The sequence below is a fragment of the Streptomyces sp. NPDC051180 genome, from assembly GCF_040689545.1.
Lineage (GTDB): Bacteria > Actinomycetota > Actinomycetes > Streptomycetales > Streptomycetaceae > Streptomyces.
In genome coordinates this window covers 59,818-85,745 of sequence record NZ_JBFBBC010000018.1, presented here as the reverse complement: position 1 = coordinate 85,745, position 25,928 = coordinate 59,818, and the positions used below count along the sequence as shown (strand labels likewise).

The window sequence follows — 25,928 nt, the reverse complement described above, 5'->3', positions numbered from 1 at the left end:
GGCGTGGAAGCTGTCGCTCACGCGGAGCCCTCGTCCTCGGAGCCCTCGCGCATCGGGACGCGGACGCCCTTCTCGTCGGCGACGCGCTCCGCGATGTCGTAGCCCGCGTCGACGTGGCGGATGACGCCCATGCCGGGGTCGTTGGTGAGCACGCGGCGGATCTTCTCGCCGGCGAGCGCGGTGCCGTCGGCGACGGAGACCTGGCCGGCGTGGATGGAGCGGCCCATGCCGACGCCGCCGCCGTGGTGGATGGAGACCCAGGACGCGCCGGAGGCGACGTTGACCATGGCGTTCAGCAGCGGCCAGTCCGCGATCGCGTCGGAGCCGTCGAGCATGGCCTCGGTCTCGCGGTACGGGGAGGCGACGGAGCCGCAGTCCAGGTGGTCGCGGCCGATCGCGAGGGGTGCGGCGAGGGTGCCGTTGCCGACCATGTCGTTGAACATGTCGCCGGCCTTGTCGCGCTCGCCCTGGCCGAGCCAGCAGATGCGGGCGGGCAGGCCCTGGAAGTGGACGCGCTCGCCGGCCATCTTGATCCAGCGGTGCAGGGACTCGTTCTCCGGGAAGAGCTCCAGGATCGCCTTGTCCGTCTTGTGGATGTCCGATGCCTCGCCGGAGAGGGCGGCCCAGCGGAACGGGCCCTTGCCCTCGCAGAACAGCGGGCGGATGTAGGCGGGGACGAAGCCGGGGAAGGCGAAGGCCCGGTCGTAGCCGGCGAGCTGGGCCTCGCCGCGGATCGAGTTGCCGTAGTCGAAGACCTCGGCGCCGGCGTCCATGAAGCCGACCATGGCCTCGACGTGCTTGGCCATGGACTCGCGGGCGCGGGTGGTGAACCCGGCCGGGTCCTTGGCGGCGGCGTCGGCCATGTCCTCGAAGGCCACGCCGACCGGCAGGTAGGCCAGCGGGTCGTGGGCGGAGGTCTGGTCGGTCACGATGTCGATCGGGGCGCCCTCGGCGAGCATCTGCGGGAGCAGCTCGGCGGCGTTGCCGAGGAGGCCGATGGAGAGCGGGCGACGGGCGTCGCGGGCCTCGGTCGCCAGCCGGAGGGCGTGGGCGAGGTCGTCCGCCTTCACGTCCAGGTAGCGGTGCTCGATGCGGCGCTCGATGGCGCGCGGGTCGACGTCGATGCAGATCGCGACGCCGTCGTTCATGGTCACGGCGAGGGGCTGGGCGCCGCCCATGCCGCCGAGTCCGGCGGTGAGGGTGATGGTGCCCGCGAGGGTGCCGCCGAACTTCTTGGCCGCGACGGCCGCGAAGGTCTCGTAGGTGCCCTGGAGGATGCCCTGGGTGCCGATGTAGATCCAGGAGCCGGCCGTCATCTGGCCGTACATGGTGAGGCCGAGGTGCTCCAGGCGCCGGAACTCCTCCCAGTTCGCCCAGTCGCCGACCAGGTTGGAGTTGGCGAGGAGGACGCGGGGGGCCCACTCGTGGGTCTGCATGACGCCGACGGGGCGGCCGGACTGGACGAGCATCGTCTCGTCCTGCTTCAGCGTCCGCAGGGTGCGGACCATCGCGTCGAAGGAGCGCCAGTCGCGGGCGGCCTTGCCGGTGCCGCCGTAGACGACGAGCTTGTCGGGGTGCTCGGCGACCTCGGGGTCGAGGTTGTTCTGGAGCATCCGGAGGGCGGCTTCCTGCTGCCATCCCAGGGCGCTCAGTTCCGTACCGCGCGCTGCTCGTACGGGGCGGGGTCCTGACATGGCGGTGCCTCCTCGAATGTCGTACAGATATTCACATCCTGACGTGATGAATAGTTGTAGTCAACAGGGCCGCCCTCACCCGTCCCGGTGAAGCCATGGACGAGGATGGGCCACATGGCCTCCTCCCGCCGAGATCTCGCCGTCCGAGCCTCCGTCGACCAAGGACTCCTCTCCCCCGCCGAACCGGTCGTCGCCCTTCTCGACACCGCCGGCATCCGCGCCTCCGCCGCCGCCCTGACCAGCGCTTTCGCCGCCGTGACCGACGCCCCGGTGCTGCACGCCTTCGCCGTGAAGGCCGCCCCGCTCGTGCCCGTCCTGCGCCTGCTGCGCGAGGCCGGCCTCGGCGCCGAGGTCGCCAGCCCCGGCGAGCTCGCCCTCGCCCGCGCCGCCGGCATCCCGCCCACCCACACCGTGCTCGACTCCCCCGCGAAGACCCCGGCCGAGCTCCGCCAGGCCCTCGCGCTCGGGGTCGCCGTCAACGCCGACAACCTCCAGGAGCTGGCCAGACTCGACGCGCTCGTCGCCTCCGCACCCACCGCCTCACCCCTCGGCCTCCGGGTGAACCCGCAGGTCGGGAGCGGTTCCATCGGCGCCCTGTCGACCGCGACCGCCACCTCGAAGTTCGGTGTGGCGCTCCGCGACGAGGGCGCCCGCAAGACCCTCGTCCACGCCTTCCTGGAGCGGCCCTGGCTGACCCGGCTGCACACCCACACCGGCTCCCAGGGCGTTCCGCTCGCCCTGATGGCACAGGGCGTCGGGGAGACCTACGCACTGGCCGAGGAGATCAACCGCGCGGCCGGCCGGCCGCAGGTCGACACCCTCGACATCGGCGGCGGGCTGCCGGTGAACTTCGCCTCCGACGAGGAGACGCCGACGTTCGCCGCGTACGCCCGGCTGCTCGCCGACACCGTCCCCGGCCTCTTCGACGGCCGCTACCGGCTGGTCACCGAGTTCGGCCGCGCCCTCCTCGCCAAGCACGGCACGGTCCTCGCCCGGGTGGAGTACACGAAGACCTCGGGCGGCCGGCCCATCGCGGTCACCCACGCGGGCGTGCAGCTGGCCACCCGTACGGTCTACGCCCCCGACTCCTGGCCGCTGCGCGTCCTCGCCTACGACGCCGAGGGGCGCCCCCACGCCGGCGAGGAGACCGTCCAGGACGTGGCGGGGCCCGCCTGCTTCGCCGGGGACCTGCTCGCCGCCGGGCGCGCGCTGCCGCTGCTGCGCCCGGGCGACGTCGTGGCCGTCCCGGACACCGGCGCGTACTACTTCGCCCACCACTACGCGTACAACAGCCTGCCCCGACCCGGCATCCACGGCTTCGCGGTGGCCGACGACGGGGCGGTGACGTTCACGGCCGTCCGCCGGGCCCAGACCCTCGCGGAGATCGTCGCGGAGGGCGGCGGGGCGGAGGCGGACGCGCTCGTCCGGTAGCGGGGGCCCGGCGCCCCGGCTTCCATGGAGCCATGACCGCTACGGATCCGGACACCACCTCCGTCGTCGTCGAGCGCCGCGTCGCCGCCTCCCCCGGCCGGGTCTGGGAGGCGATCACCGACCTCGGGGACATGCCCCGCGTCCTGACCGGCGTCGAGAAGGTGGAGGTGCTCACCGAGGGCGTCTTCGGCGTGGGCACGCGCTGGCGCGAGACCCGCCGCATGCTGGGCAAGGAGGCCACGGAGGAGATGACCGTGACCGAGTGCGAGGCGCCCGACCGGTACGTCACGGTGGCCGACTCGCACGGCATGCACTACGTCTCCGAGCTCACCCTGACCCCGGACGGCAGCGGGGGCACCACGCTGCGGATGGCCTTCTCGGCCCGGCCCGCCCGCGGCCGCAGTCCCGGGCTGGTCGCCCGGCTGCTGGCCCGCTTCGGCGCCAAGGCCGTCGCCAAGGCGCTGGCCAAGGACCTGTCCGACATCGCGAACGCCGTCGAGTCGCGGATCTGATCGACGCGCAGGATCAATTTCCGTCAGACACAGGCATGTTCCGATGGAAAATGCCAGAACGCCTCCCCAGAACCGGAACGTTGAGTAGCGTCTCCGTCACTGCCGCACGTCCGCACGCCGCATCGGGAGGGGAATCCGCGTGCCCGGAATCGACGAGTGCCTTCTGGAGGCCATGGCCCTGCCAGGCGCTCGCGGAGCCTCCCTGGTCGACTGGACCAGCGGGCTGGCCCTGGGGACGACGGGTGAGTCACCCACCGGCGACCACGAGACGACCGCCGCCGAGACCGCCGAAATAGCCCGCGCCGCGGCCGAGTTCGACTCCTTCACCACCAGCGGGGCGCCGGACGCGCCACCCGGCCCACCCGTGGAGGACCTGATCGTCACCACCCGTGCCGGCTATCACGTCCTCCGCTTCGTCGAGACGTCCTTCGACAGCAGCGTATTCCTCCATCTCTGGCTCGACCGCGACACCGGCAATCTCGCCCTCGCCCGGATACGGCTGCGGGACCTCGCCGAGAGGCTGGTCCTCGGATGAGCCCCACCGCCACCGCCACCGCCGCCCCGGTCTCCCCGATGCTGGTCCGGCTCGCCGCCGAGAAGGCCACCGGCGCCCTGCTCCGCGACCACGGCACGCTCTACCTCGTCGACGGCCGCGTCGTGCACGCCGAGAGCCCCGCCGCCCCCGGCGTCGACGTCCTCCTGACCGCCGGCGGCCGGCTCCCCCGCGAAGGGTGGGACGAGGCCGTCGACCGGGCCGGCGCCCACCGCGCCGTCGGCCGGTTCCTCGTCGACAGCGGCCGGCTCCACGACGGCGAGCTGGAGATATGCCACCTCGGCGCCGTCTTCGACGCGGCCTTCTTCGCCCTCTCCCCCACCAGCGGACCGACCCGCTTCCGGTACGGGGTGGGGCACTGGTTCGGCACGGTGCGACCGGTCTCCGCCGAGGCCGTCGAGCGCGAGACCGTCCGCCGCCGCGAACTCCTCGACGCCGTCTGGCCGTACGCCTCCGTCGACACCGCCCCGGTCGTGCCCCGCGCCGCCGGCCCCGGCCAGAGCGTCGGCGCGCGCCAGCGCGCGCTGCTCGCCGCCGCCGACGGGGAGCGCACGCCGGCGGAGCTGGCGCGGCTGCTCGGCCGACCCGCCTTCCACACCCTGCTCGACGTCCGGCGGCTCGCCGCCGCCGGTCTCGTCGAGACCCCGCTCGTACCCGACTCCGTACCGCCACCGCCGGTGCTCGCACCGGCCCCGCCGGTCGCGGATCCCGACATCGCCCTGCTGCGCCGGCTCCGTGACGCCCTGGAGGCACACCTGTGATGAGGCGTGCCCTGCGCCTGCGCGCCGAGAGGAGACAGCTCATGACGGCAGAAGCCGAGGTCCTCGGCGAGCTCAGACGGCTGCGGGCCCGACTCCCCCAGCTGACGGGGGCGCTCGCGGCCAGCGCCGACGGGCTCGTGCTGGCCCACGACACCGTGGACGGCGAGGCGGAGAGCGTGGCCGCGCTGACCGCGGCGGCGCTCGGCGTCGGGCAGCGGCTGACCGACTCCACCGGGCAGGGCCGCTTCCGGGAGCTCCTCGTCCGCGGCGAGAGCGGCTACGTCGCGACGTACGCGGCGGGCGGCGCCGCCGTCCTGACCCTCCTCGCGGAGCCCCGCATCAACGTGGGCCGGCTCCATCTGGAGGCCCGCCGGTCCAGCGCACGGATAGGCGAACTCGTCGACGGCGCGCTGGAGCGCAGAGACCTGAACTGACACCCCGCACGCCGCGGGACCGAAACCGCGCGGAACCGTCCGAACAGAACCGTCCGAACAGAACCCGAAAAGGAAGTACGACCATGGCGAACACCGAAGCGGCCCTCAAGGAAGCGGTCACCATCGAAGGCGCCATCGGCGCCGCCCTCGTCGACTACACCAGCGGCATGGCGCTCGGCACGATCGGCGGCGGCAAGGAGCTCGACCTGAACGTGGCCGCGGCCGGCAACACCGACGTCGTCCGGGCCAAGGTCCGGGCGATGGAGATGCTGGGGCTGAACGACGAGATCGAGGACATCCTCATCACCCTCGGCACCCACTACCACATGATCCGGCTGCTGAAGGGCCGCAACACCAACGGCCTCTTCCTCTACCTCGCCCTCGACAAGGGCCGCGCGAACCTGGCGATGGCCCGCCACCAGCTGAAGAAGATCGAGAACGAGCTGGAGGTCTGACCGCCCGCTACTCGACGAACAGACCCCGCGCCGCCGCCTTCGCGTCGAACTCCTCCAGACGCGCCTGCGCGTCCGGGAGCTCGTCCGCCATGGCCTCCAGGAGGACCCGGCCGAGCATCATCGGCGCGCAGGCGGTGTCGAAGGCGAGCCCGGTGCCGACGGCGGCCGGGATGAGCAGGTCGCTGTGGGCGGCGACGGGCGCGAACGCCGACTCGGCGACGGTCACCACCGTGAGCCCGGCCGTCCGCGCGTACTCCAGCGCCTCGACGACCTCGCGGGCGTGACGGGGCAGCGCGAAGCAGAGCAGGGCCGTGGCCCCGGCCCGGACGGCCGCGTCGACGCGGTCCGTGAGCATGGAGCCGCCCTCGTCGAGGAGGCGGACGTCGGGGTGCACCTTGGCCGCGAAGTAGGCGAAGCCGCGCGCCTGCGAGGAGGCGGCCCGCAGCCCGAGCACCGGCAGCGGGCGGGAGCCGGCGAGCAGCCGGCCGGCCCGCTCGACGGGCGCGGGGTCGGCGAGCAGCCCGGCGAGGTGCTGGAGGTTCTCGATCTCGGCGAGCACGGCCTGCTGGTACTCGTTGTGCTGCTCGCCCCCGGTGGCACCGGGCTCGGGGGGCGCGACCTCCCGCAGATGACGGCGGAGCGCCGGATAGCCGTCGAAGCCGAGGGCCACGGCGAAGCGGGTGACGGAGGGCTGGCTGACCCCGGCGAGCTCCGCGAGCTCGACGCTGGACAGGAACGGCACGTCCCCGGCGCGCCGCACCATGCAGTGGGCGATCCGCCGCTGGGTCGGCGTGAGCCGGTGCCCCTCGAAGAGCGCCTGCAGCCGGCCGGCCGGACTGTCGCTCATGCCGCCCCTCCCTATTCACCCGCCGATAAGACTGCATAAGGATATGCAGCGGGGTGAGGGGAGGGCCAGCGCGTACCGCGTCCTGGGAAGGTTGCGCGGGGACCGCCGCACCCCCGTGAACGGGGGGCGGGACGACGGCGGTCCCCGCGAGGGACGCGGGCCCGGGTCAGGGCCGGCCTCCGCGTCCGCGGCGTCTCTGGAGGCCCGGGAGCCGCTCCGGAAGTCCGTGACGCCGACAACCATCACTGTGCCGGAGGCGTGTTAAGCGGGTGCTGCGCGGACGTGTCGCGCTCGTACCGGTTGTACGAAGAACCCGTTGCGCCGTTACCTGGAGCCGCCGTTGGCCAGGAAGGCCAGCAGGTCCTGGCGGCTGACCACACCGGTCGGCTTGCCCTCGACCAGCACGATCGCCGCGTCGGCGGCCTCGCCCAGGACGGACATGAGGTCGGCGACCGGCTCACCCGAGCCGACCTGCGGCAGCGGGGCGCTCATGTGGCGCTCCAGCGGGTCCTCCAGGGAGGCGCGCTGGGTGAAGAGGGCGTCGAGCAGCTCGCGCTCGACGACCGAGCCGACGACCTCGGCGGCCATGACGTCGGGGTGACCGGCGCCGGGCTTCACGATGGGCATCTGGGAGACGCCGTACTCGCGCAGCACCTCGATGGCCTGGCCGACGGTCTCGTCCGGGTGCATGTGGACGAGGGAGGGCAGGACGCCCTCCTTGTGCCGCAGGACGTCGGCGACGGTGGCGGTGGAGGTGTCCTCCAGGAAGCCGTGGCCGGCCATCCACTCGTCGCTGAAGATCTTCGACATGTAGCCGCGGCCGGAGTCGGGCAGCAGGACGACGACGACGTCGTCGGGGCCGAGCTCCTTGGCGACCTCCAGGGCGGCGACGACCGCCATGCCGCAGGAACCGCCGACCAGGAGACCCTCCTCCTTGGCGAGGCGGCGGGTCATCTGGAACGAGTCCTTGTCGGACACGGCGACGATCCGGTCGGTGACGTTCCGGTCGTACGCGGTCGGCCAGAAGTCCTCGCCGACACCCTCGACCAGGTACGGACGGCCCGAGCCGCCCGAGTAGACGGAGCCCTCGGGGTCGGCGCCGATGACCTTCACGGAGCCGCCGCTGGCCTCCTTGAGGTAGTTGCCGGTGCCGGAGATGGTGCCGCCGGTGCCGACGCCCGCCACGAAGTGGGTGATCTTCCCCTCCGTCTGCTCCCAGAGCTCGGGACCGGTGGTCTCGTAGTGGGAGCGCGGGTTGTTCGGGTTGGAGTACTGGTCGGGCTTCCACGCCCCGGGGGTCTCACGGACCAGCCGGTCCGACACGTTGTAGTACGAGTCGGGGTGCTCGGGGTCGACGGCGGTCGGGCAGACCACGACCTCGGCGCCGTACGCGCGCAGCACGTTGATCTTGTCGAGGGACACCTTGTCGGGGCAGACGAAGATGCACTTGTAGCCCTTCTGCTGGGCCACGATCGCCAGGCCGACGCCGGTGTTGCCGGACGTGGGCTCGACGATGGTCCCGCCGGGCTTGAGCTCGCCGCTCTGCTCGGCGGCCTCGATCATCCGCACGGCGATCCGGTCCTTGACCGAGCCGCCGGGGTTGAAGTACTCGACCTTGGCCAGGACGGTCGCCTGAAGGCCCGCTGTGACGTTGTTGAGCTTCACCAGCGGGGTGTTGCCGACGAGGCTGATCATCGAGTCGTGGAATTGCACCGTAATCTCCGGGGTCTCCGTAATGGTGTGGCCAGCGTATGCGTAGTCGGAGCGGGTTACGGGGCAGTTAGACCCTGAACGGCTTGAAGGACCAGGTACCGCTCGACGGACCCAACGGCTTGAAGGAGGTGACGGCCCCATGTCGAGGGCGAGGGTGGCGCGCCGGATCGCGGCGGGTGCGGCCTACGGCGGCGGGAGCATCGGGCTGCTCGGGGTGGCGGCCGTCGGGGTGCTGCTGGCGGAGATGCAGCTCGCGAAGCGGACGGTCGGCGACGGGGCGGCGCCGCTGCCGCCCGCGGCGGACGGTCTCTACGGCCGCGCCTTCGGCACGCAGGACCCCCTGCGACTGGCCCTTCTGGGTGATTCCACGGCGGCGGGCCAGGGAGTGCGCCGCTCGGGTCAGACGCCGGGCGCGCTCCTCGCCTCGGGGCTCGCGGCGGTCGCGGAGCGGCCGGTGGTGCTGCGGAACGTGGCGCTCTCCGGGGCCCGCTCGGACGACCTGGAGCGTCAGGTGTCGCTGCTGCTCACCCAGCCGCTCGGCCCGCCGGACGTGTGCGTGATCATGATCGGGGCCAACGACGTGACGCACCGGATGGCGCCCACCGAGTCGGTGCGGCTCCTGGCGGCGGCGGTGCGGCGGCTGCGGACGGCGGGCGCCGAGGTGGTGGTCGGGACCTGCCCGGACCTGGGCACCATCGAGCCGGTCTACCAGCCGCTGCGCTGGCTGGCCCGGCGGGCCTCGCGGCAGCTGGCGGCGGCCCAGACGATCGTGGTGGTGGAGCAGGGCGGGCGGACGGTGTCGCTGGGCGACCTGCTCGGCCCCGAGTTCGCCGAGAACCCGCGCGAGATGTTCGGCATCGACAACTTCCACCCCTCGGCGGAGGGGTACGCGACGGCGGCGATGGCCGTCCTGCCGACCCTCTGCGCGGTCCTGGGCGTCTGGCCGGAGGCGGACCGGCTGGAGCCGGCCCGGCGCGAGAACATGCTGCCGGTCGCCAAGGCGGCGGCCGAGGCGGCCCGGGAGGCCGGTACCGAGGTGACGGGCGCCCGGGCCCCGTGGGCGCTGCTGAAGCACCGGCGCAGGCGGCGGCTGCCGGTGGCGGACGGAGCCGCGGAGGGCGCCGTCGGCGGGGCGGCGGAGGGCGCCCCGGCCGCGGAGACCCCCGCCAACTGAGCGCTCGCTTAGAAAAGAGGCCCGCGTCACACCGCCAGGGCGGTGACCCCTGCGGTACGTACGGGTAACTTCCCTTTCAGTCCGCTCTCTCCGCACCCTCATGGAGCCGTGATGCCCGAAGCAGTGATCGTCTCGACCGCCCGCTCGCCCATCGGCCGGGCCTTCAAGGGCTCCCTGAAGGACCTGCGGCCGGACGACCTCACCGCGACCATCGTCCAGGCCGCCCTGGCGAAGGTGCCGGAGCTGGACCCGCGCGACATCGACGACCTGATGCTGGGCTGCGGCCTGCCGGGCGGCGAGCAGGGCAACAACCTGGGCCGGATCGTCGCCGTGCAGATGGGCATGGACCACCTGCCGGGCTGCACGATCACCCGCTACTGCTCCTCCTCGCTGCAGACCTCCCGCATGGCGCTGCACGCGATCAAGGCGGGCGAGGGCGACGTCTTCGTCTCGGCCGGCGTCGAGATGGTCTCCCGCTTCGTGAAGGGCAACTCCGACTCGCTGCCCGACACGCACAACCCGTACTTCTCCGAGGCCGAGGCCCGCACCGCCGAGGTCGCCGCCTCCGAGGGCTCCACCTGGCACGACCCGCGCGAGGACGGCATCGTCCCGGACGCCTACATCGCGATGGGCCAGACCGCCGAGAACCTGGCCCGCCTGAAGGGCATCAGCCGCCAGGAGATGGACGAGTTCGGCGTGCGCTCGCAGAACCTCGCCGAGCAGGCCATCAAGAACGGCTTCTGGGAGCGCGAGATCACCCCCGTGACGCTGCCGGACGGCACCGTCGTCTCCTCGGACGACGGCCCGCGCGCCGGAGTCACCCTGGAGGGCGTCCAGGGCCTCAAGCCGGTCTTCCGCCCCGACGGCCTCGTCACCGCCGCCAACTGCTGCCCGCTGAACGACGGCGCCGCCGCGCTGGTGATCATGTCGGACACCAAGGCCGCCGAGCTGGGCCTGACCCCGCTGGCCCGGATCGTCTCCACCGGCGTCTCCGGCCTCTCCCCCGAGATCATGGGCCTCGGCCCGGTCGAGGCGTCGAAGCAGGCCCTCAAGCGCGCCGGCCTGACCATCGGCGACATCGACCTCGCGGAGATCAACGAGGCGTTCGCCGCCCAGGTCATCCCGTCCTACCAGGACCTCGGCCTGGACCTGGACAAGGTCAACGTCAACGGCGGCGCGATCGCCGTCGGCCACCCCTTCGGCATGACCGGCGCCCGCATCACCGGCACCCTGATCAACAGCCTCCAGTTCCACGACAAGCAGTTCGGCCTGGAGACCATGTGCGTCGGCGGCGGCCAGGGCATGGCGATGGTCATCGAGCGACTGAGCTGAGCGGCCGAGCCGAGCCGTAGCGGGGCGGTTTCGCCCTGCGGGCGCCTGTCCCGGCGCCCGGTGGCTAACCGCGCCGCGTCCGAGCCGTGACCGAATCTCCCCCAGGATGTGACCTACGTCCCGGGGGAGTTCGTTTTCCCAGGTCAGAGTGGTTTCGGGACTAAACACCTGGCTGAAATACCTGTCCAATTCGTGACGTAATGCACTGACAGGCTGCCCCACCTCAGGACAAGCTGATGTAGGAAGTCGGGGGATCGACTCGGAATCGGGAGTACGTCAGTGAGCGCCATGCCTCTTGCCCTGCTGCTGACCACGGCCGCTGCCACGGCCGTGGGCGCTGCCGCCCTGCACGCCGTGCGCGGTCTCCGCAAGGAGGTCACCGCCCTCCGGAGCGAGCTGGCCGCCGGCCGTGGGATCACGGTCCCCGCCGCCCGCACACCCGTCGCCGAGATACGGGCCGCGGTCGCGGAGGCGCTGGCCGAGGAGCGCGAGCGCGAGCTCGCCGAGGCGCGGGCCTTCTGGGCCGCGCAGGAGGCCCGTGACGCCGCCGACGCCCCGTCGCTGCTCGGCGGGTTCGGCGGCCCGGCGGACGACGCCGCGTACTTCGTGCCCCGCCAGTCCGACTTCGCCGGGCTGGAGGCGATGGCCCTGGAGGCCATGGAGGCCGAGGCGGCCGCGCTCGACGGCCCCGACGCGCTGGACGAGTACCCCGAGGACTCGGCGGAGCTGGCCGCGGCCCGCCGCCGACACCCCTCCCACCCGGACTTCGTGCCGGTCCAGACGCCGGTCGTCACCGACCACGAGCGGACGGTGGCCCGCCTGGAGGAGCTCGCCGACACCCGCACGGCGCTCACCGACGTACGGCCCGGCCCGCTCGGCACCCTGGACGTGTACGTCTTCGCGGACGGCACCACGCTCTGCATGACCCCCGGCCACCGGGAGACCGCGGAGCTCCTCGCGGAGGCCCTGCGCTCCGGCCGGACCCCGGTCCTGCTCGGCGGCTCGGGCGTCTCGGGCGCCTTCGCCCTGACGTTCAGCTACGGCGACGCCGACGAGGAGAACGTCTACATCCTCGCGGACCGCGTGATCGCCTCCCTGTGACCCGGCCGGGGCCGGGACACCCGGTCCCTACAGCCCCGAGCGCTCCGCCGCCTCCCGTACCAGCCCCACGGCCTCGCCGAGCTCCCCCGCAGGGGAGCCGTCCGGGGCCGTTCGCATGATCTCGGCCAGGTCGTTGCCGGCGACGAGGAGTTGGTCGGCGACGGTGAAGACGCCCGCGTCGGGCATGATCCGCGGCTCGCTCCCCGGCTCCTCGGCGCGCTGGGCGCGCGCCGCGAGTTCCCTGGCCAGGGCCAGTCCCTCGGCGGCCGCGCCGCGCTGGAGGCGGCTCTGCGGGGCGGTCCGCAGCCGGTCGGCGAAGCGCTCGACGGCGGCGGTCAGTTCACTCGTATCACGCACCCCGCGACCCTACGCGCCGCCCCGGCCCCCTTGCCAACGGGCGATCCCTTCGGCACGGTGACGGGGAGAACACGAGGAGCGACACGGTACGACGCGTCCGGAGGCGCCGATGTCCCAGACATTCTCCGCGGAGACCCACCGCAACATGCTGGCCCGCATCCCGCGCCGCACCGGCCGTGAGATCGCCGACTGGATGCGCACCGTCGAGGAGGGCCCCTCCCTCCTCCGCTTCGAGGAGCGGGTGAGCTGGCTGCGCGGGGCCCACGACCTCGCGTACGGCCACGCCAAGGCCATCCTCCACGAGTACGACCTGCGGCGGGCGGCGCGCAGACTGCTCTGAGCCGCGCGCCGGCGCCGCCCCCGAGGGGTCACGTCACGTGGCGGCCGAGGAAGTCGCGGACGAGTCCGGCGATCTCCTCGCCGTGCGTCTCCAGCGCGAAGTGCCCGGCGTCGAGCAGATGGATCTCGGCGTCCGGCAGGTCCCGGGCGAACGCCTCCGCACCGGCCGGCCCGAAGATCTCGTCCCCGCGCCCCCAGGCCGCGAGCAGCGGCGGCCGGTGGGTGCGGAAGTACTCCTGGAAGGCCGGGTAGCCGTCCAGGTTGAACTGGTAGTCCCAGAAGAGCTGGAGCTGGACCTCCTTGTTGCCGGGCCGGTCGAGGCCGGCCTGGTCCAGCGTCCAGGTCTCGGGAGCGAGCCGGTCGAGCCGGTCGGCGGGGACCCCGTGGGTGTACTGCCAGCGGGTGGCCTCGGCGGTCAGCAGCTCCCGCACCCCCGCCTCGTTCGCCGCCCGGTCCTTCGCGTGGGCGAAGAGCACGTCCCAGAAGGGCGTGAAGCCCTCCAGGTAGGCGTTGCCGCTCTGGCTGACGATCGCGGTGACGCGCTCGGGGTGCCGGGAGGCGATCCGCAGGCCGATGGGGGCGCCGTAGTCCTGGACGTAGAGCGCGAACCGTTCCACGCCCAGCCGGTCGAGGAGTCCGAGCGTGATCTCGGTGAGCTTCTCGAAGCCGTAGGCGAAGTCCTCGACGGCCGGTGCCGCGGAGGCGCCGAAGCCGATGTGGTCCGGGGCGATCAGGTGGTACGCGTCGGCGAGCTCGGCGAGAAGCCCGCGGAACATGTGCGAGCTGGACGGGAAGCCGTGCAGCAGGACGAGGGTGGGGTTCGCCGGGTCGCCGGCCTCCCGGTAGAAGACGTCGAGCCCGTCGACGGTGACGGTGTGGGCGCGCTGGGCGAAAGCGGACATGACTGACTCCCCGTTTCCGGTCTCCGGTAGGGAGAACGATCGTTCTCCCGATGCCCTGTAGACTACGAGAACGATGGTTCTCCATGCAAGGGGTGATCGGACGATGGACGCGGAAACCGCCGAGCTGAAGCTGCTCGACACGGCGGAGCGGCTCTTCGACGAACGCGGGGTGCAGTCCGTCGGCATGGACGCCCTCCGCACCGCGTCCGGGGTGTCGCTCAAGCGGCTCTACCAGGTCTTCCCCTCCAAGGAGCTCCTGGTCGAGGCCGTCCTCAGGCGCCGCGACGAGGCCGTCCGGGCCTCCCTTGCCGCCCACGGCGCCGCGGCAGCCGACGGGCCGTACGAGCGGGCCCTGGCGGTCTTCGACTGGCTGGCCGACTGGTTCGCCGAGCCCGGGTTCCGCGGGTGCGCGTTCATCAACTCCTTCGGGGAGCTGGGCGGGGTCGCGCCGGCGGTCACCACGATCGCCCGCGACCACAAGGAGGCCCTGCGGGCGTACTTCGCCGAGCAGACCGACGCCCTCGGCACCCCGCCCGCCCTCGCCGCCCAGCTGTCCCTCCTCGCCAACGGCGCCATGGCCGTCGCGGGCATCACCGGCTCTCCCGAGCCCGCCGCCCAGGCCAAGGCGGCGGCGCGGGTCCTGCTCGACGCGGCGCCGCGCTCCTGACACGCGGAAGGGCCCGCCCGGCACGAAGCCGGACGGGCCCTTCCCCCCGAGTGGGGGAGGCGTCAGTCGTCGCCCTGCAGGATCGACAGCAGACGCAGCATCTCCAGGTAGATCCACACCAGGGTCATGGTGAGACCGAAGGCGGCCAGCCATGCCTCCTCGCGCGGCGCGCCGTAGGTCACGCCGTCCTCGACCTGCTTGAAGTCGAGGGCGAGGAAGCAGGCACCGAGGATGATGCCGACGATGCCGAAGACGATGCCGAGGCCGCCGCTGCGGAAGCCCAGGCCGTCGCCGCCCGCGAAGACCGCGAACAGCAGGTTGGCCACCATGAGCAGCATGAAGCCCATCGCGGCGGCCATCACGAAGCCGTAGAACCGGCGGTTGACCCGGATCCAGCCCATCTTGTAGGCGATGAGGACACCGGCGAAGACCGCCATCGTGCCCAGGACCGCCTGGATGACCACGCCGTCGGCGATGTACGTCGAGACGGCCGCGGAGATCACACCGAGGAAGACGCCCTCGAAGGCGGCGTAGCCCAGGATCAGCGCGGGGGACGGCTTGCGCTTGAAGGACTGCACGAGCGACAGCACGAGCGCCACCAGGGCGGCGCCGATCGCGATGCCGTACGACTTGCCGAGGTTCGCCGGGTCGACGGGCAGCAGCAGCCAGGACAGGACGGCGGTGAGAACGACCGTGCCGAGCGTCATGGCCGTACGGCTCACGACGTCGTCGATCGTCATCACGTTGCCGCGCGTCTGCTGCGGGGCCCCGAACTGGGTGTCCTGCGGCGCGTACGGGTTGGTGGCGTAGGGGTTCGTCGCGCCCTCGGCGTAAGGGTTGCCGGTGGCGTACGGGTTGGTTCCGACGGCGGGGCCCCCGGCCTGCGGCTGCTGCGCGTTGACACCCGCGTGGCCGGTGTCGCGGCTGAACCCCCGTCGCGAGAAGACCGGGTTGCTGCTCCTCATCTCACTCCTCCATGGCAGACCGCACGGCGCGGCCTTGCGTCAAGAGTAATGCGTAGGCAAAAGAAACTCCCTAGTGCTCGGGGAGGATCTTTTTCCGCCATCACCCGATCCCCGTCGGCCACGGCCGACCCCTCGGAGACTCCGCCGGGCCACAGGCACCCGCCTGGGCCCGGTGGTGCCCGGAACCGGACTCGAACCGGTACGGCCCGAAGGCCAGCGAGGTTTAAGCTCGCCGTGTCTGCGTTCCACCATCCGGGCGTACACGCGAAGCTCCGCGTTGGCACAGGAGCCTATCGGGGCGCTTCCCTCGTTCAGCGGAACATCAGCCCGATGTTGTCTTATTTTATTGACGTCTGAGGGTGCGTCAGTGCAGGTGGGGGCGTTTTCACCGAACTGTGACAGGGGTCGCAGGCGCAAAGCCGCACCCCCTGGAATGACGAAAAGTCGTCGCACTTCTGTCACCTCCGCGGAGGGCCCCGCGCGAGCGGTCCCTCGGGGGCCGCCGTCATACCTCAGGAGGACGGATCGGCCCTCCGGTCAGACTCGAGAGGGCCCCGGGAACGGGCACGTGGACGGACGCCCACGGCCGCAACGGCCGAGACGATGGAGGAGTTCCCGCAGCAGCCCCGCAGTGACAGGAGTCCTCCTCGTGACCACCACCCCCACCGTGTCCCGCGCCACCGCGGTGGCCGCCCGCGCCACGGACCTCTCCAAGGTGTACGGACAGGGCGAGACCCAGGTGGTCGCGCTCGACCATGTCACCGTCGACTTCCGGCAGGGCGAGTTCACCGCGATCATGGGCCCCTCCGGCTCCGGCAAGTCGACGCTGATGCACTGCGTCGCCGGCCTGGACTCCTTCTCCTCCGGCTCGGTGCGCATCGGCGACACCGAGCTGTCCACCCTGAAGGACAAGCAGCTCACCCAGTTGCGGCGGGACAAGATCGGCTTCATCTTCCAGGCGTTCAACCTGCTGCCGACCCTGACCGCCCTGGAGAACATCACGCTCCCGATGGACATCGCCGGCCGCAAGCCCGACAAGCAGTGGGTCCAGCAGGTCATCGACATGCTCGGCCTCTCGGCCCGCCTCGGCCACCGGCCCGGCGAGCTCTCCGGCGGCCAGCAGCAGCGCGTGGCCGTGGCCCGCGCCCTCGCCTCCCGGCCCGAGATCATCTTCGGTGACGAGCCGACCGGAAACCTGGACTCCCGCTCCGGCGCCGAGGTCCTCGGCTTCCTGCGCAACTCGGTCCGCGAGCTCGGCCAGACCGTCGTCATGGTCACCCACGACGCGATGGCCGCCGCCTACGCGGACCGCGTGATCTTCCTCGCGGACGGCCGGATCGTCGACGAGATGCTCCGCCCCTCGGCGGACGGCGTCCTCGACCGGATGAAGGCGTTCGACGCCAAGGGCCGTACGAGCTGAGACGGCGGCACCGCCGCACCCCGCCCGCCGCCCTCCCTCTCCTTCCTCCAGGACACACCCATGTTCCGTACCGCCCTGCGCAACGTCCTCGCGCACAAGGCGCGGCTGCTGATGACCGTCCTCGCCGTGATGCTCGGCGTGGCCTTCGTCTCCGGCACCCTCGTCTTCACCGACACCCTCGGCCAGGCATTCCGCAACCAGTCGGCCAAGAGCTACGACGACGTCGCCGTCTCCGTCGAGATGTACCCGAACCCCGAGGAGGCCCGGAAGGCCCCCGGCCTCTCCCAGCAGGACGTCGACAAGGTCGCGAAGCTCGACGGCGTCGCCTCCGTCACCCCCCGGGTCGACGGCTTCGCCGGTGTGCCCGACAGGAACGGCAAGCTGATCGGCAGCGGCTGGTCCAACAAGGGCACCAACTTCGCCCCCGGCAAGGACGGCAAGGACCGCGCCTACCGCTTCACCGCGGGCAACGGCCCGGCCGACGCCGGGCAGGTCGCGCTCGACAAGGACACCGCCGACAAGGGCGGCTACAAGGTCGGCGACACCGTCCGCGTCGCCACCAACGGCCCGGTGAAGGAGTACACCCTCTCCGGTGTCTTCACCACCGAGGACGGCGCCGTCAACGCGGGCGGCAGCCTGGTCGTCTTCGACGGCTCCGTCGCCCAGAAGCTCTACCTGAAGCCCGGCTTCTTCCAGAACCTGACCGTCACCGGCGCCCCCGGCACCGACGACGCCAAGCTCCTGGACGAGGTCCTCAAGGTCGTCCCGAAGTCCGCCACCGCGCAGACCGGCAAGGCCCTCGCCGACCAGCAGGCCAAGGACATCGAGGCCGGCCTCGGCGCCCTCAACCAGGTCCTCCTCGGCTTCGCCGGCATCGCGCTCTTCGTCGGCGTCTTCCTGATCTCCAACACCTTCACCATGCTGGTCGCCCAGCGCACCAAGGAACTGGCCCTGATGCGCGCGGTCGGTGCCTCGCGCAAGCAGATCACCCGCTCCGTCCTCGCCGAGGCCGGCCTGGTCGGCCTGGCCGCCTCCGCCGTCGGATACGTCCTCGGCATCGGCCTGGCCGTCGCGCTCCGCTCGGCCATGAGCGCCTTCGACATGAAGGTCCCGGACGGCGACCTGGTCCTCGGCACCACCCCGGCCGTCAGCGCCTTCGCCGTCGGCGTCCTGATCACCATGTTCGCCGCCTGGCTGCCCGGCCGCCGCGCCGCGAAGATCCCGCCGGTCGCCGCCATGAGCAGCGTCCACGCGGCCGCGAGCACCAAGTCGCTCGTCGTGCGGAACTCCATCGGCGCCCTGTTCACCGCGATCGGCGTCGTGCTGATCGTGCTCGGCGCGGGCCAGGGCGGCGACGACGGCCGCATGCTCATCGCGGGCGGCGCGTTCCTCACCCTCATCGGCGTGATCGTGCTGATCCCGTTCCTGTCCCGCCCGGTCATCGCCGTGATCCGCCCGGTCTTCGTGAACCTCTTCGGGGTCTCCGGCAAGCTCGCCGGCCTCAACGCGGTCCGCAACCCGCGCCGCACCGGCGCCACCGCCTCGGCGCTCGCCATCGGTCTGACCCTCGTCACCGGCCTCTCGGTGCTCGGCGCCACCGTCGGCACGGCCCTGGACAAGGTGACGACCGACCAGATCAAGGCCGACTACATGGTCTCCATGGCCAGCGGCAACTCGCTGAGCCCGGAGGCGCTGGCCGCCCTGGAGAAGGCCCCCGGCGTCACCGCGGTCTCCCCGCAGCAGGCCGGCGCCTTCGACCTGAAGGGCTCGTACGTCTCCGTCTCCGGCGTCTCCCCCCGGGACATCGGCAAGGTCCTCAAGCTGGACGTCGTGAAGGGCTCGCTGAACTCCCTCGGCGGGAACACGATCGCCATCGACGACGACGTCGCCGCCAAGCGCGGCCTGAAGGTCGGCGACACCGTCCCGGTGGAGTACCTGGACAAGCGGAAGGGCGAGCTGACCGTCGGCGCGGTCTACGAGGCCAACGAGTTCGTCTCGCCGGTCCTGGCCGACCACCGGCTGGTCACCGCGCACGAGGAGCAGGCCGAGATCCGCCAGATCTTCGTCTCCACGGAGGGCGGCGCGAGCACGGCGCACGAGCAGGCCCTGTCGAAGGCCATGGGCGACAACCCGGCCATCACGGTGATGGACCACAAGGACATCCGCGACTCCTTCGGCGGCCCGATCAACATGATGCTCAACATCATGTACGGCCTGCTCGGCATGGCCCTGATCATCGCCGTCCTCGGCGTCGTCAACACCCTCGCGATGTCCGTCTTCGAACGCCAGCAGGAGATCGGCATGCTGCGGGCGATCGGTCTGGACCGGCGCCGGGTGAAGCGGATGGTCCGTCTGGAGGCCGTGGTCATCTCGGTGTTCGGCGCGGTCGTCGGCATCGGCCTCGGCTCGTTCCTCGGCTGGGCGATCGGCGAGACGTTCAAGAGCAGCCTGCCGGGCTACGTCCTGGTCCTGCCCTGGGACCGCATCGGGATCTTCCTGGTCCTGGCGGCCCTGGTCGGCGTCCTCGCCTCGCTGTGGCCGGCGCGCAGCGCGGCCAGGCTGAACATGCTCTCCGCCATCAAGGCCGAGTAGCCGCGGGCACGCGAAGGGCCGGCCTCCCCCCAAGGGGAGGCCGGCCCTTCGCCGTTGCGTCAGTCCCTCCGCTCGTCCCACACGCGGGGGCGCAGCGCCGTGCCGCTCCGGCCCGACTCCGCGGTCCGCACGGCGAGGAACTGGTTCACGCCGATCCGGTTGCGCTCGAAGGAGACGGCCGACGCGGCCATGTAGAGCCGCCAGATCCTGGCGCGGCCGGGCGAGGTGAGCCGGACCGCCCGGTCCCAGTCGCGCTCCAGGTTGGCCACCCAGCGGCGCAGGGTGAGCGCGTAGTGCTCGCGGATGGCCTCGACGTCCCGGACCTCGAAGCCGGCGTCCTCCAGGGTGGACAGCGTGCGGCCCATGGGGGCGAGCTCCCCGTCGGGGAAGACGTACGCGTCGATGAAGGGGTCGATCTCGTAGGCCGCCTCGTCGGGTTCGGGGCGGCGGGAGATCTGGTGGTTGAGGAGCCGTCCGCCGGGTCGGAGGAGCCCGTACAGCGTGTCGGCGTACTCCCGGTACCGCACCTCCCCGACGTGCTCGGCCATGCCGATGGAGGAGACGGCGTCGTACGGGCCGTCGGCGACGTCCCGGTAGTCCTGGACGCGGATCTCGATCCGGTCGGTGAGGCCCTCCTCGGCGATCCGCTTGCGGGCGAAGGCGGCCTGTTCGCGGGAGAGGGTGATGCCGACGACCTTGGCGCCGTACTCGCGGGCGGCGTGCAGGGCCATGGACCCCCAGCCGCAGCCGACGTCGAGGAGCCGGTCGCCCTCCTTGAGGTTCAGCTTGCGGGCGATGAGGTCCAGCTTGTCGCGCTGGGCCTCCTCCAGCGTCCCGTCCTCGGTCCAGTAGGCGCAGGAGTAGACCATCGACGGGCCGAGGACCAGCGCGTAGAAGTCGTTGCCCACGTCGTAGTGGTGGCTGATGGCCTGTCTGTCGCGGCGCCGGGTGTGCCGGCTGCCGCTGCGGCCGCGGATCTCCTCGGCCGGCGGCTTCGGCGGCGGCAGGGGGCCGGCGAGCCGCAGCAGGGCGCGGGCGGCGGCGCGCAGCCGCGGGTCGCGTGCGGAGTCCAGCAGGCTCCTGCTCTCCTCGCCGCGCTCCCAGAGGTGGCCCGAGAGCCGGTCCAGGGCGTCGTACAGGTCGCCCTCGACGTCGATCTCACCGGCCACCCAGGCGCGGGCCAGGCCCAGTTCGCCGGGCTTCCAGATCATCCTCCGCAGGGCGCGGCGGTCGCGGACGATCAGGACGGGGCCGCCGGCGGGGCCGGCCTCGCTGCCGTCCCAGGCTCGCAGACGTACCGGGAGCGGACCTCCCAGCAGCTCCTCGGCGAGAGTCGTCAGCCGCGACGCGGCGTCGGCCATGGTGCACACCTCCGTGATCTCGTGCCCCAGAAATGCTCGTCACCAAGGGAACACCGTCCGTAGGCGTTTGCAGTCCCACCACAGCGCAACAAGTCGGCAAAACACGCGAAGGGCCGTCCGCACCACGGATGGCGGACGGCCCTTTTACGGCCTTGCGTGTACGACGGGTACTGCGGGTGCTACGAAGCCTTGGCCTTCTCCTGGGCCGGGGCGGCCGGCGCGGGGGCGGGCTTGGCGGCCTCGTAGAACTCCTCGCGCGGGGTCTCCATGGCGCCCAGGGAGACGACCTCGCGCTTGAGGAACATCGCGAGGGTCCAGTCGGCGAAGACGCGGATCTTGCGGTTCCAGGTCGGCATCGCCATGCCGTGGTAACCACGGTGCATGTACCAGGCGAGACGGCCCTTGAGCTTGATCTTCACCTTGCCCATGACGATCATCGCGACGCCCTTGTGCAGACCGAGTCCGGCCACGGCGCCCTTGTTGGCGTGGCTGTACTCCTTCTGCGGGAAGCCGCGCATGCCGGCCACCACGTTGTCGCCGAGGACCTTCGCCTGGCGCAGCGCGTGCTGGGCGTTCGGCGGGCACCAGGCGTTCGGGTTGCCCGCCTTGCGGCCGACCATGTCCGGGACCTGGGCGTTGTCGCCCGCGGCCCAGGCGTAGTCGAGGCCGTTGATCTGGAGCTTCTCGTTGCAGTCCACGTGGCCGCGGGGGCCGAGCGGCAGACCGAAGCGGGAGAGCGCCGGGTTCGGCTTCACGCCGGCGGTCCACACGATCGTGTTGGAGTCGACCTCGAGGCCGTTCTTCAGCACGACGTGGCCGTCGACGCAGGAGTCCATCGAGGTCTCGAGGTAGATCTCGATACCGCGGCCCTCGAGGTGCTCCTTGCCGTACTGGCCGAGCTTCGGGCCCACCTCGGGGAGGATCTTGTCGGCCGCGTCGACCAGGACGAAGCGCATGTCCTCGCGCGACACGTTCTGGTAGTACTTCGCGGCGTCGCGGGCCAGGTCCTCGACCTCGCCGATGGTCTCCGCGCCGGCGAAGCCGCCGCCCACGAAGACGAAGGTCAGCGCCTTGCGGCGGACCTCCTCGTCGGTGGTCGAGTCGGCCTTGTCCAGCTGCTCGAGGACGTGGTTGCGCAGGCCGATGGCCTCCTCGATGCCCTTCATGCCGATGCCCTGCTCGGCGAGGCCGGGGATCGGGAAGGTGCGGGAGACCGCGCCCATGGCGATGACCAGGTAGTCGAACGGCAGCTCGTACGCCTCGCCGACGAGCGGCGCGATCGTGGCGACCTTGCGGTCCTGGTCGATGGTGGTGACCCGGCCGGTGAGCACCTCGGCTCCGCGGACGACGCGTCGCAACGGGACGACGACGTGACGCGGCGAGATGCTGCCGGCGGCGGCTTCGGGGAGGAAGGGCTGGTAGGTCATGTACGACCGCGGGTCGACGACCGTGACGGTCGCCTCCGCGTAGCGCATCTTCTTGAGGATGCGCCGAGCTGCGTACAGGCCTACGTACCCGCCGCCTACTACGAGGATCCTGGGACGCTCCGTGGTGCTCATGGGATCGAGTATCCACCCCTCCGGAGGGGGGTGCTCGTGCGCCCCTTCACAAGGTCCTGGGGTACCTCTGCTACACTCCGCCGCCCACGTGATCCACGTCATGGTCCTGCAAAGGAACCGGGGTGCACTGGTGAACGTTGTTCACCCCCCGTGAACTGGCCGGGAGAGCCCCCGTTAACGCTGAACCGAGGGGCCCGTTCACACGATGGAAACTTCGAGCGAATCGGCCCCCGCACCTGCGAAAGGGCCCTGAGGACCCCCTCGAAGGGCCTAAAGGCCCCCCTCGGGCGCCACCAGGGCCCTTTTCCTTGTGAAGAACTTCACGAACTTTCCCGACGGGATGTCGCCGGACGGCTCGATAGATGCCCGCTATGCCACGGATAGGGCGATCCCATCGAGGATGTCGTGCTCGCTGACGACGACCTCGTGGGCTCCCACCCGCTCGACGATCTCCCGCAGGACGAGCGCCCCGGCGATGATCACGTCCACCCGGCCGGGGTGGATGACGGGGATCGCGGCCCGCTCCGCGTGGGTGGAGGCGAGCAGCCGGTCGGTGACGTCGGCGATCTGCCGGGCGGAGATCCGGGCGTGGTGGATCTTCGTGGAGTCGTACGCGTCGAGCCCGAGGGCGATCGCGGCGACGGTGGTCACCGAGCCGGCGAGGCCGACGAGGGTTCCGGCCGAGGCGATCGGCACCGTCTCGGCGGCCAGGTCGAGCGCGGCCCGCACGTCGGCGCGGATCGCCTCGGCCTCCTCGGCGGTCGGCGGGTCGTTGCGGACGTGCCGCTCGGTCAGCCGGACGCAGCCGATGTCGACCGAGCGGGCGGCCTCGACGTGCCGGTTGCCGGTGACGAACTCGGTGGAGCCGCCGCCGATGTCCACGACGAGGTAGGTCTCGGTGCCGTGCAGCTCGCCGGTGGCGCCGGTGAAGGAGAACTCCGCCTCCTGGTCACCGGTGATCACCTCGGGCTCGACGCCCAGGATCTCCACGACCCCGTTCACGAAGTCCGCGCGGTTCTCGGCGTCCCGGGAGGCGGAGGTGGCGACGAAGCGGATCCGCTCGGCGCCCAGCTCCCTGATCACCGCCGCGTACGCGCGGCAGGCCGCGAAGGTGCGCTCCAGGGCCTCCGGGGCCAGCCGGCCCGTCCTGTCGACGCCCTGGCCGAGCCGGACGATCGTCATGCGCCGGTCCAGCTCGACGAGGTCGCCCGTCTCGGGGTGGACGTCGGCGACGAGGAGGCGGATGGAGTTCGTGCCGCAGTCGATTCCGGCGACCCTGGTCACGCGCCCTTCCCCTCTTCCCCGTCGGCCCCGCGGTCGGCGCACGGCGTGACGCAGGCGCCCTTGGCCCACCACTCCGGGAGCATCGCGAGGGCCTCGTCGCCGAACGGGTTCACGCCCGGGCCGGCGGCCAGCGAGTGGCCGACGAGGACGTGCAGGCACTTGACCCGGTCCGGCATGCCGCCGGCGCTCGGGAAGCCCTCCAGCACCTCGATGGCGTCGCGGCGGGCGATGTAGTCCTCGTGCGCGGCCCGGTAGGCGGCGGCGAGCTCGGGGTCGGTGGCGAGCCGGGCCTGCATCTCCTTCATGACCCCGTTGGCCTCCAGGGTGCCGATGGCCGAGGCCGCCCGGGGGCAGGTGAGGTAGTACGTGGTCGGGAAGGGGGTGCCGTCGGGGAGCCGCGGCGCGGTCTCGACGACGTCCGGGTTGCCGCACGGGCAGCGGTGCGCGATGGCGCGCAGGCCGCGGGGCGGCCGGCCGAGCTGGAGCTCGAAGGCGGCGATGTCCTGCTCGGTGGGCTCGGTGCGTTCGGTCTGCGGAGGGGGCGTTTCCATGTCTGCCTTGCTCGTGTGTCGGGTCGGCCACCAAGAGGCCGGGTCAGGGGCGGTCGGCGTGGTCGACGCCGTCCCAGAGGTTGTCGTACCAGGGGCGGTCGGCCGTTCCCTGGTCGGCGCGGGGCCGCTGCTCCGCGTCGGGGTCGTCCACGGTGAAGCCGGTCTCGCCGGGCAGCACGTAGTGCAGGTGCTCGCGGGCGAGGCGGCGGACGTAGGCCGGGTCCTGGAGGCGGGCCTTCTCGTCCCTCAGTTCCTCGACCCGTCGGGCGGCCTCGGCGGCCCTGCGCTCCTGTTCGGCGATCTCGCCCTGCTGGGAGACGTAGCTCCGCATGGGATAGGCGAGGGCCACGACGAGGGAGCAGACGACGAGGGCGAGGAAGGCCGCGCGGCCGGTGAGCCGGGAGCGGCGGGCCTGACGGCGGGTCTGGGAGCGGTAGACACGGGCGGCTGTCTGCTCGCCGAGCAGTCTGATCCGGGTCGCGGTCGAGAACCGGTCCCGGTCCTTCGCGGCCATGTCGTGTCGCCTCCCCTGTTCACGCGGACGTCCCCGCACACGGTACGGGACCGAGTGCGGGGACGGACGGAACTGCCGGGGGTGACGCCTGTCAGCCCTTGAAGCGCGGGAAGGCGCTGCGGCCGGCGTAGACGGCGGCGTCGTCGAGGATCTCCTCGATGCGCAGCAGCTGGTTGTACTTGGCGACGCGGTCCGAGCGGGCCGGGGCGCCGGTCTTGATCTGACCGCAGTTCACCGCGACCGCGAGGTCGGCGATGGTGACGTCCTCGGTCTCGCCGGAGCGGTGGGACATCATGCACTTGAAGCCGTTGCGCTGGGCCAGCTCGACGGCGTCCAGCGTCTCGGTCAGCGAGCCGATCTGGTTGACCTTGACCAGGAGGGCGTTCGCGGTGCCCTCCTCGATGCCGCGGGCGAGGCGCTCGGGGTTGGTGACGAAGAGGTCGTCGCCGACGATCTGGACCTTGGCGCCCAGCTTGTCGGTGAGGACCTTCCAGCCCGCCCAGTCGTCCTCGTACAGCGGGTCCTCGATGGAGACCATCGGGTACGCGGAGACGAGCTCCTCGTAGTACTCGGTCATCTCGGCGGCCGAGCGGGACTTGCCCTCGAACTCGTACACGCCGTCCTTGTAGAACTCGGACGCGGCGACGTCGAGCGCGAGCGCGACGTCGGTGCCCGGGGCGTAGCCGGCCTCCTTGATGGCCTCGATGATGAGGTCCAGGGCGGCGCGGTTCGACTCCAGGTTCGGGGCGAAGCCGCCCTCGTCGCCGAGGCCGGTGGAGAGGCCCTTGCGCTTCAGGACGCCCTTGAGGGTGTGGTAGATCTCCGCACCCCAGCGAAGGGCCTCGGAGAAGGACTCCGCGCCGATCGGGGCGATCATGAACTCCTGGATGTCCACGTTGGAGTCGGCGTGCGACCCACCGTTGAGGATGTTCATCATCGGGACGGGCAGCAGGTGCGCGTTCGGGCCGCCGAGGTAGCGGAAGAGCGGCAGGTCGCTGGCCTCGGAGGCGGCGTGCGCGACGGCGAGGGAGACGCCGAGGATGGCGTTGGCGCCGAGCGATCCCTTGTTCTCCGTGGCGTCCAGGTCGAACATGGCCTGGTCGATCAGGCGCTGCTCGGTGGCGTCGTAGCCGACGAGCTCCGGGCCGATCTGCTCGATGACGGCGAGGACGGCCTTCTCGACACCCTTGCCCTGGTAACGGTTGGGGTCACCGTCGCGGAGCTCGATGGCCTCGAAGGCACCGGTGGAGGCACCGGACGGAACGGCAGCACGACCGGTGCTGCCGTCGTCGAGGCCGACCTCGACCTCGACCGTGGGGTTGCCTCGGGAGTCCAGGATTTCCCGGGCTACGACGACGTCGATGGACGGCACGAGCATCTCCTTCTGGGATGTGACGCTGGATGTGACGC

The 25,928-nt window shown here is 71.8% G+C and carries 25 protein-coding genes and 1 tRNA gene; 13 read left to right on the top strand and 13 right to left on the bottom strand.

Annotation, left to right across the window (positions count from 1 at the left end; all coding sequences use genetic code 11):
- Positions 1–17: 17 nt before the first annotated feature.
- A complete protein-coding gene (gene hutU, locus AB0424_RS27000; protein WP_366309145.1) occupies positions 18–1,694 on the bottom strand; it encodes a urocanate hydratase in 1,677 nt (558 codons plus the stop codon).
- Positions 1,695–1,799: 105 nt separating this feature from the next.
- Here hutU and AB0424_RS26995 point away from each other — a divergent pair, with 105 nt between their 5' ends.
- From AB0424_RS26995 to AB0424_RS26970, 6 genes are all read left to right on the top strand, one after another.
- A complete protein-coding gene (locus AB0424_RS26995; RefSeq protein ID WP_366309144.1) occupies positions 1,800–3,125 on the top strand; it encodes a diaminopimelate decarboxylase in 1,326 nt (441 codons plus the stop codon).
- Between the two features lie 32 nt (positions 3,126–3,157).
- Positions 3,158–3,637, top strand: a complete 480-nt coding sequence (locus AB0424_RS26990; RefSeq protein ID WP_366309143.1) for an SRPBCC family protein — start codon at positions 3,158–3,160, stop codon at positions 3,635–3,637.
- 139 nt (positions 3,638–3,776) lie between these two features.
- Entirely contained in the window at positions 3,777–4,172 is a 396-nt protein-coding gene (locus AB0424_RS26985; protein WP_366309142.1) for a hypothetical protein, read from the top strand.
- Complete coding sequence (locus AB0424_RS26980; RefSeq protein WP_366309141.1) at positions 4,169–4,951, top strand: transcriptional regulator; 783 nt, start codon at positions 4,169–4,171, stop codon at positions 4,949–4,951. The genes AB0424_RS26985 and AB0424_RS26980 overlap by 4 nt, the downstream gene beginning before the upstream one ends.
- Before the next feature lie 41 nt (positions 4,952–4,992).
- Positions 4,993–5,385: a roadblock/LC7 domain-containing protein gene (locus AB0424_RS26975; RefSeq protein ID WP_366309140.1), complete on the top strand. Its 393-nt coding sequence runs from the start codon at positions 4,993–4,995 to the stop codon at positions 5,383–5,385.
- Positions 5,386–5,468: 83 nt separating this feature from the next.
- Positions 5,469–5,840, top strand: a complete 372-nt coding sequence (locus AB0424_RS26970) for a hypothetical protein (protein WP_366309139.1) — start codon at positions 5,469–5,471, stop codon at positions 5,838–5,840.
- 7 nt (positions 5,841–5,847) lie between these two features.
- Here AB0424_RS26970 and AB0424_RS26965 read toward each other — a convergent pair whose 3' ends face one another.
- A complete protein-coding gene (locus AB0424_RS26965) occupies positions 5,848–6,687 on the bottom strand; it encodes a MurR/RpiR family transcriptional regulator (protein ID WP_366309138.1) in 840 nt (279 codons plus the stop codon).
- A 324-nt stretch (positions 6,688–7,011) separates the two neighbouring features.
- A complete protein-coding gene (locus AB0424_RS26960; RefSeq protein WP_366309137.1) occupies positions 7,012–8,400 on the bottom strand; it encodes a cystathionine beta-synthase in 1,389 nt (462 codons plus the stop codon).
- A 139-nt stretch (positions 8,401–8,539) separates the two neighbouring features.
- Between AB0424_RS26960 and AB0424_RS26955 the strand changes: the two genes are divergently transcribed.
- The 3 genes from AB0424_RS26955 to AB0424_RS26945 all read left to right on the top strand — a co-directional run bounded on the left by AB0424_RS26955 (position 8,540) and on the right by AB0424_RS26945 (position 12,007).
- A complete protein-coding gene (locus AB0424_RS26955) occupies positions 8,540–9,574 on the top strand; it encodes an SGNH/GDSL hydrolase family protein (protein ID WP_366309136.1) in 1,035 nt (344 codons plus the stop codon).
- A 111-nt stretch (positions 9,575–9,685) separates the two neighbouring features.
- Positions 9,686–10,906, top strand: coding sequence for an acetyl-CoA C-acetyltransferase (locus tag AB0424_RS26950; RefSeq protein ID WP_366309135.1), 1,221 nt, complete (start codon positions 9,686–9,688; stop codon positions 10,904–10,906).
- Positions 10,907–11,185: 279 nt separating this feature from the next.
- On the top strand, positions 11,186–12,007 hold the full coding sequence (locus AB0424_RS26945) for a hypothetical protein (RefSeq protein WP_366309134.1): 822 nt from the start codon (positions 11,186–11,188) through the stop codon (positions 12,005–12,007).
- 27 nt (positions 12,008–12,034) lie between these two features.
- Here the strand turns inward: AB0424_RS26945 and AB0424_RS26940 are convergent, their stop codons facing one another.
- Positions 12,035–12,364: a hypothetical protein gene (locus tag AB0424_RS26940; protein WP_366309133.1), complete on the bottom strand. Its 330-nt coding sequence runs from the start codon at positions 12,362–12,364 to the stop codon at positions 12,035–12,037.
- Between the two features lie 109 nt (positions 12,365–12,473).
- Here AB0424_RS26940 and AB0424_RS26935 point away from each other — a divergent pair, with 109 nt between their 5' ends.
- Positions 12,474–12,704 carry a DUF4287 domain-containing protein gene (locus tag AB0424_RS26935; RefSeq protein WP_366309132.1) on the top strand — a complete coding sequence of 77 codons (231 nt, stop codon included), beginning with the start codon at positions 12,474–12,476 and terminating at the stop codon, positions 12,702–12,704.
- 28 nt (positions 12,705–12,732) lie between these two features.
- On the opposite strand, the gene AB0424_RS26930 is transcribed toward AB0424_RS26935, so the two are convergent.
- Positions 12,733–13,605: an alpha/beta hydrolase gene (locus AB0424_RS26930; RefSeq protein WP_366309131.1), complete on the bottom strand. Its 873-nt coding sequence runs from the start codon at positions 13,603–13,605 to the stop codon at positions 12,733–12,735.
- A 103-nt stretch (positions 13,606–13,708) separates the two neighbouring features.
- Here AB0424_RS26930 and AB0424_RS26925 point away from each other — a divergent pair, with 103 nt between their 5' ends.
- Positions 13,709–14,272 (top strand): TetR/AcrR family transcriptional regulator, encoded by a 564-nt coding sequence (locus AB0424_RS26925; protein ID WP_366309130.1) that lies wholly within the window; start codon positions 13,709–13,711, stop codon positions 14,270–14,272.
- Positions 14,273–14,334: 62 nt separating this feature from the next.
- On the opposite strand, the gene AB0424_RS26920 is transcribed toward AB0424_RS26925, so the two are convergent.
- Together AB0424_RS26920 and AB0424_RS26915 are read right to left on the bottom strand one after the other, a co-directional pair.
- Positions 14,335–15,237: a Bax inhibitor-1/YccA family protein gene (locus AB0424_RS26920; RefSeq protein WP_366309129.1), complete on the bottom strand. Its 903-nt coding sequence runs from the start codon at positions 15,235–15,237 to the stop codon at positions 14,335–14,337.
- A gap of 173 nt (positions 15,238–15,410) precedes the next feature.
- A tRNA-Leu gene (locus AB0424_RS26915) sits at positions 15,411–15,495 on the bottom strand.
- A 391-nt stretch (positions 15,496–15,886) separates the two neighbouring features.
- Between AB0424_RS26915 and AB0424_RS26910 the strand changes: the two genes are divergently transcribed.
- A complete protein-coding gene (locus AB0424_RS26910) occupies positions 15,887–16,657 on the top strand; it encodes an ABC transporter ATP-binding protein (RefSeq protein ID WP_366309128.1) in 771 nt (256 codons plus the stop codon).
- Between the two features lie 60 nt (positions 16,658–16,717).
- Positions 16,718–19,249: an FtsX-like permease family protein gene (locus tag AB0424_RS26905; RefSeq protein ID WP_366309127.1), complete on the top strand. Its 2,532-nt coding sequence runs from the start codon at positions 16,718–16,720 to the stop codon at positions 19,247–19,249.
- Between the two features lie 59 nt (positions 19,250–19,308).
- Here AB0424_RS26905 and AB0424_RS26900 read toward each other — a convergent pair whose 3' ends face one another.
- The 6 genes from AB0424_RS26900 to eno form a co-directional block, all read right to left on the bottom strand.
- Positions 19,309–20,610 carry a cyclopropane-fatty-acyl-phospholipid synthase family protein gene (locus AB0424_RS26900; RefSeq protein WP_366309126.1) on the bottom strand — a complete coding sequence of 434 codons (1,302 nt, stop codon included), beginning with the start codon at positions 20,608–20,610 and terminating at the stop codon, positions 19,309–19,311.
- Positions 20,611–20,789: 179 nt separating this feature from the next.
- Positions 20,790–22,169 carry an NAD(P)/FAD-dependent oxidoreductase gene (locus AB0424_RS26895; protein ID WP_366037871.1) on the bottom strand — a complete coding sequence of 460 codons (1,380 nt, stop codon included), beginning with the start codon at positions 22,167–22,169 and terminating at the stop codon, positions 20,790–20,792.
- A 369-nt stretch (positions 22,170–22,538) separates the two neighbouring features.
- Entirely contained in the window at positions 22,539–23,453 is a 915-nt protein-coding gene (locus AB0424_RS26890; RefSeq protein WP_366309125.1) for a Ppx/GppA phosphatase family protein, read from the bottom strand.
- On the bottom strand, positions 23,450–24,004 hold the full coding sequence (locus tag AB0424_RS26885; protein ID WP_366309124.1) for a DUF501 domain-containing protein: 555 nt from the start codon (positions 24,002–24,004) through the stop codon (positions 23,450–23,452). The genes AB0424_RS26890 and AB0424_RS26885 overlap by 4 nt, the downstream gene beginning before the upstream one ends.
- Before the next feature lie 43 nt (positions 24,005–24,047).
- On the bottom strand, positions 24,048–24,518 hold the full coding sequence (locus tag AB0424_RS26880) for a septum formation initiator family protein (RefSeq protein ID WP_366309123.1): 471 nt from the start codon (positions 24,516–24,518) through the stop codon (positions 24,048–24,050).
- A gap of 91 nt (positions 24,519–24,609) precedes the next feature.
- Positions 24,610–25,896 (bottom strand): phosphopyruvate hydratase, encoded by a 1,287-nt coding sequence (gene eno, locus AB0424_RS26875; protein WP_366309122.1) that lies wholly within the window; start codon positions 25,894–25,896, stop codon positions 24,610–24,612.
- Positions 25,897–25,928: the final 32 nt, after the last annotated feature.

What these genes read in the sequence shown, in the direction of transcription:
- hutU (WP_366309145.1), bottom strand. Translation starts at nt 1,694, where the DNA reads ATGTCAGGACCCCGCCCCGTACGAGCAGCGCGCGGTACGGAACTGAGC.
- AB0424_RS26995 (WP_366309144.1), top strand. Translation starts at nt 1,800, where the DNA reads ATGGGCCACATGGCCTCCTCCCGCCGAGATCTCGCCGTCCGAGCCTCC.
- AB0424_RS26990 (WP_366309143.1), top strand. Translation starts at nt 3,158, where the DNA reads ATGACCGCTACGGATCCGGACACCACCTCCGTCGTCGTCGAGCGCCGC.
- AB0424_RS26980 (WP_366309141.1), top strand. Translation starts at nt 4,169, where the DNA reads ATGAGCCCCACCGCCACCGCCACCGCCGCCCCGGTCTCCCCGATGCTG.
- AB0424_RS26975 (WP_366309140.1), top strand. Translation starts at nt 4,993, where the DNA reads ATGACGGCAGAAGCCGAGGTCCTCGGCGAGCTCAGACGGCTGCGGGCC.
- AB0424_RS26970 (WP_366309139.1), top strand. Translation starts at nt 5,469, where the DNA reads ATGGCGAACACCGAAGCGGCCCTCAAGGAAGCGGTCACCATCGAAGGC.
- AB0424_RS26965 (WP_366309138.1), bottom strand. Translation starts at nt 6,687, where the DNA reads ATGAGCGACAGTCCGGCCGGCCGGCTGCAGGCGCTCTTCGAGGGGCAC.
- AB0424_RS26955 (WP_366309136.1), top strand. Translation starts at nt 8,540, where the DNA reads ATGTCGAGGGCGAGGGTGGCGCGCCGGATCGCGGCGGGTGCGGCCTAC.
- AB0424_RS26950 (WP_366309135.1), top strand. Translation starts at nt 9,686, where the DNA reads ATGCCCGAAGCAGTGATCGTCTCGACCGCCCGCTCGCCCATCGGCCGG.
- AB0424_RS26935 (WP_366309132.1), top strand. Translation starts at nt 12,474, where the DNA reads ATGTCCCAGACATTCTCCGCGGAGACCCACCGCAACATGCTGGCCCGC.
- AB0424_RS26930 (WP_366309131.1), bottom strand. Translation starts at nt 13,605, where the DNA reads ATGTCCGCTTTCGCCCAGCGCGCCCACACCGTCACCGTCGACGGGCTC.
- AB0424_RS26925 (WP_366309130.1), top strand. Translation starts at nt 13,709, where the DNA reads ATGGACGCGGAAACCGCCGAGCTGAAGCTGCTCGACACGGCGGAGCGG.
- AB0424_RS26920 (WP_366309129.1), bottom strand. Translation starts at nt 15,237, where the DNA reads ATGAGGAGCAGCAACCCGGTCTTCTCGCGACGGGGGTTCAGCCGCGAC.
- AB0424_RS26905 (WP_366309127.1), top strand. Translation starts at nt 16,718, where the DNA reads ATGTTCCGTACCGCCCTGCGCAACGTCCTCGCGCACAAGGCGCGGCTG.
- AB0424_RS26900 (WP_366309126.1), bottom strand. Translation starts at nt 20,610, where the DNA reads ATGGCCGACGCCGCGTCGCGGCTGACGACTCTCGCCGAGGAGCTGCTG.
- AB0424_RS26895 (WP_366037871.1), bottom strand. Translation starts at nt 22,169, where the DNA reads ATGAGCACCACGGAGCGTCCCAGGATCCTCGTAGTAGGCGGCGGGTAC.
- AB0424_RS26885 (WP_366309124.1), bottom strand. Translation starts at nt 24,004, where the DNA reads ATGGAAACGCCCCCTCCGCAGACCGAACGCACCGAGCCCACCGAGCAG.
- AB0424_RS26880 (WP_366309123.1), bottom strand. Translation starts at nt 24,518, where the DNA reads ATGGCCGCGAAGGACCGGGACCGGTTCTCGACCGCGACCCGGATCAGA.
- eno (WP_366309122.1), bottom strand. Translation starts at nt 25,896, where the DNA reads ATGCTCGTGCCGTCCATCGACGTCGTCGTAGCCCGGGAAATCCTGGAC.